2 protein-coding genes and 2 pseudogenes are annotated in these 3,521 nt (G+C 73.8%); 3 read left to right on the forward strand and 1 reads right to left on the reverse strand.

Annotated elements, in window-relative coordinates; translation table 11 throughout:
- Positions 1–98: 98 nt before the first annotated feature.
- On the forward strand, positions 99–1,889 hold the full coding sequence (locus tag ACOV8S_RS28370) for a hypothetical protein (RefSeq protein ID WP_448321363.1): 1,791 nt from the start codon (positions 99–101) through the stop codon (positions 1,887–1,889).
- A 27-nt stretch (positions 1,890–1,916) separates the two neighbouring features.
- Here ACOV8S_RS28370 and ACOV8S_RS28375 read toward each other — a convergent pair whose 3' ends face one another.
- Positions 1,917–2,420, reverse strand: coding sequence for a GbsR/MarR family transcriptional regulator (locus ACOV8S_RS28375; protein ID WP_448321364.1), 504 nt, complete (start codon positions 2,418–2,420; stop codon positions 1,917–1,919).
- Between the two features lie 167 nt (positions 2,421–2,587).
- Between ACOV8S_RS28375 and ACOV8S_RS28380 the strand changes: the two are divergent.
- Together ACOV8S_RS28380 and ACOV8S_RS28385 are read left to right on the forward strand one after the other, a co-directional pair.
- Positions 2,588–2,932, forward strand: a pseudogene (locus ACOV8S_RS28380) (ATP-binding cassette domain-containing protein); the annotation flags it as partial.
- Between the two features lie 33 nt (positions 2,933–2,965).
- Positions 2,966–3,521: pseudogene (locus tag ACOV8S_RS28385) on the forward strand (ABC transporter ATP-binding protein); the annotation flags it as partial.

Genomic DNA, 3,521 nt, shown 5'->3' on the forward strand with positions numbered 1-3,521 from the left:
GGGCAGGGGCTCGGGGCCCATGGCCCTTCCCAGGCGGGTTCGGGCGGCTGTAACGTCCGCGCGTTGCTTACGGGGTGGGACCGAAGGTGCGGTGGGGGATGAAGCACGAGACTGCGGCGTGGGAGTCGGCGGCGACCAGGGTGGCGTGGGGGGAGTACCGCGAGCGGGGCCTGCGGTTCCTGATCGGTGGGGCGATCGTCACCCCGGTGGGCGTGGTCATGGCCCTGAAGGACCTGCCCTGGTCGGTGTTCGGGGTCGGGACGAGCCTGCTCCTGATCGGTTGCATGTACTTCCACAGGTCCGCCCGGATCCGGACGTTGCTGGAACACCACCCGTGGCGGGAGCGGCGTGTCGTCCGCGTCGGGGGAGGGCGGTTCCGGCCGGTCGTGGTGCTCGCGGCCGACGAGGGCGACGTGGACGACACGGGCGACGAGGTGTGGGCGCTCACCGCCGACCTGCCGATGGGCCAGCAGGTCCACCTGCGCGACCACCCCGTGCTGTGGACGGCCGGAGACCCGCGCTTCGGTGTGGTGCTGTCCCCGCCGGGGGTCGACCAGTTCCGCACGGCGCTTCCGGTCCGCGGGAGGCGCCTGCGGCGGGTGGCCTCGGCGCCCGAGGTCCGGGCGCTGCCCGGTGGGCCGCCGGCGGACGTGCGGCCGACGGTACGGCGCCGCAAGGTGTTCCGCTGGGTGCTGCTGCTGGGGGTGGGGTGCTTCCTCCTCACGGTTCTCGGAAGTGGGACCGGCGACGCCGAAGTGGGGCTCACGGTTCTCGACCGGGGACCGGGCGGACACTGCGCGGTCCGCTTCGACGACCCGTTCACGGGCGAGGAACGCGTGGAGCCGTACCACTGCGACGAGGGTGGCGACGCCGAGCTGCGCAACTTCGAGACCGGCCAGGCCGTCTACTGGTGGCCGGGACGGGCGGTCCTCTACAACGAGCACTACCAGGAACGGCCGGCGCCGCCCCCGCTGACGGCCGTCATCGCGGGTGTCGGCTACGCCAGTCTCGTCCTGGTGCCGCTGGCCTTCGTCGGGGCGGTGGCCGGGCGCCTGCTCCACCTGCGTCGCTGGCGGCGGGCCGTGGAGAACTCCGGACACCTGGCTCCTGCTCCGGCCCTCGTGGAGACGACTCGCACCGGGACGGCCGTCCCGGAGACGACCGGGCGGACGTCGGCCGGGCGCGCCCTGGCCGGCCGCACGACCGCCCGGTCGCTCGCGATCCCGCTCGACCACGCCGGTGCCGCGGCCCGGGCCGGGCGCCTGGCCCCGAAGGCCGAGCCGGCGATACCGGACGGGGACCCGCGGACGGCCCCCTGGTGGCGGGTACGCGGGCTGCGCCTGATCGCGGGCGAGGGCGAGCTGTTCACGTGGCTGATCGGGCAACTGGGCGGGCTGTCGCTCGGGTTCGGCATGCTGGTCCTCCTGCCCGGGCCGCCGGCGTCCGCCCCGGTCCTCCTCGGCCTTCTCGCCCTCTCCGCAGCCTGGAGCGGCTGGACCCTGTACCGCCGTCTCCCCGCCCTGCGAGCCCTTCGTGTCGCCGCGTCCGCGCCCGGCCCCCGGCGCCGCCGGTACGTCCTGCTGCCCATGGCGCCGCGGCCGAGGGCGGAGGCGCAGCGGCTGCTGCTCGTCGTCTTCCCCGAGCAGGGCGGTGACGACGCCCTGGCGGAAGGGCTGCTGGAGGTGCAGGCGCCCGGGACGAAGCGTCACCCCTGGGCGGGGCTGCCCGCGCCCACCGGCACCGTGGAGCTGCACGGGCCGGTCGGGGAGTCCGCGCCGGTGGTGCCGGTGGTCGGCGACCTGGTGCTCTGGCCCGTGGGCGGTTACGAGGAGACCGGCCCGGGCGGCCTGGACCGGCGAGGGCTGCTCGCGGTCACCGCGGCGCCGTGAGCGCGATCGTGAGCGGGGCCGGCGGTGTCAGCGCACGCCGCCGGCGGCTTCCCGCTTCTCCCGCCACCGCTCCATCATCCCGCTCAGCTCGACCTCGATGAACTCGAAGAACTCGAGGGTCTCCCGCAGCCGTTCCTGGGCCGGGGAGCCGGGGCTGACCGCGGAGACGCCCTCGCGCATGGCGGACTGCCAGCTGCGCAGCAGCCCCTCGCGGTTGGCGACGGCCTCGTACCACTGGTTGTTGTGGACGCGGTAGCGCTCGCGCCGGGAGCCGGGCTCACGCTCGCGGGAGACCAGGTGGGTCTGTGAGAGGTAGCGCACCGCGCCGGAGACCGCTGCGGGACTGATCTGCAGCTGATCGCTCAGCTCGGCTGAGGTGAGGACGCCGTCGTCGGAGGCGAGCAGCGCGGCGAAGACCCGTGCGGGCATGCGGGCCATCCCGGCGTCGGTGAGCTGGCCCGCGAAGAGTTCCACGAACCGTGACACCGCCTGCGAGTCCGGTTCCTTCGGGGACGCCCCGGCCTCCGTCATGCGCGACCTCGCTTTCGTGCCATGGTCCCGAGTTTATACGTTTCCTTAACTTCACAACTTTCTGAAGGAAGCGTAATTTCGGGAGCATGACACAGGATTCCCTCGCCATCGAGGTCTCCGGACTCCAGAAGTCGTTCGGCGCCACCCGCGCCCTCGACGGACTCGACCTGTCCGTCCGTACCGGAGAGGTGCACGGCTTCCTCGGCCCCAACGGGGCCGGCAAGTCCACCACCCTGCGGGTCCTGCTCGGTCTGCTGCGGGCCGACGCCGGCGCCGTGCGCGTGCTCGGCCTGGACCCGTGGGACCGTGCCGTCGAGGCGCACCAGCGTCTCGCCTACGTGCCGGGCGACGTCGAGCTGTGGCCCAACCTGAGCGGTGGCGAGGCCATCGACCTGCTCTCGCGGCTGCGCGGCGGCATCGACCGGCGCCGCCGGGACGAGCTGATCGAGCGGTTCGACCTGGACCCGCGCAAGAAGGGCCGGGCCTACTCCAAGGGCAACCGGCAGAAGGTCGCCATCGTCGCCGCGCTGGCCTCCGACGCCGAGCTGCTGCTGCTCGACGAGCCCACCTCGGGCCTGGACCCGCTGATGGAGGTCGTCTTCCAGGACGTGGTCCGCGAGGCCAAGGAGGCCGGACGGACGGTGCTGCTGTCCAGCCACATCCTGGCCCAGGTGGAGAAGCTGGCCGACCGGGTCTCGATCATCCGGCGCGGCCGCACGGTGCAGTCCGGCACCCTCGCCGAGATGCGCCACCTCACCCGCACCACCGTCGAGGCGGAGACGGAGCGGCCGGTCACCGGCCTCGACGCGCTGGAGGGCGTGCACCACCTGCAGACCGACGGCACGCGGGTGCGGTTCGCGGTGGACGGCGGGCGGATCGACGCCGCGGTACGCGTCCTCGGCGCGTCCGGCATCCGCGCCCTGGTCAGCCACCCGCCCACCCTGGAGGAGCTGATGCTCCGCCACTACGGCGACGAACTCGCCGCCAACGGGCACCGGAACGGGACCGACGCCGACGCCGACACCGATGCTGTGGACACCGGCGCCGACGACAGCGACACCGCCGGCGACGACACGGCCGGCCCCGCAACGGCCGTCCCCG

It is taken from the genome of Streptomyces sp. CO7, from assembly GCF_053474865.1.

Bases quoted from the DNA above. Each gene is read 5' to 3' on its own strand.
- ACOV8S_RS28370 (WP_448321363.1), top strand. From the start codon at position 99: ATGAAGCACGAGACTGCGGCGTGGGAGTCGGCGGCGACCAGGGTGGCG.
- ACOV8S_RS28375 (WP_448321364.1), bottom strand. From the start codon at position 2,420: ATGACGGAGGCCGGGGCGTCCCCGAAGGAACCGGACTCGCAGGCGGTG.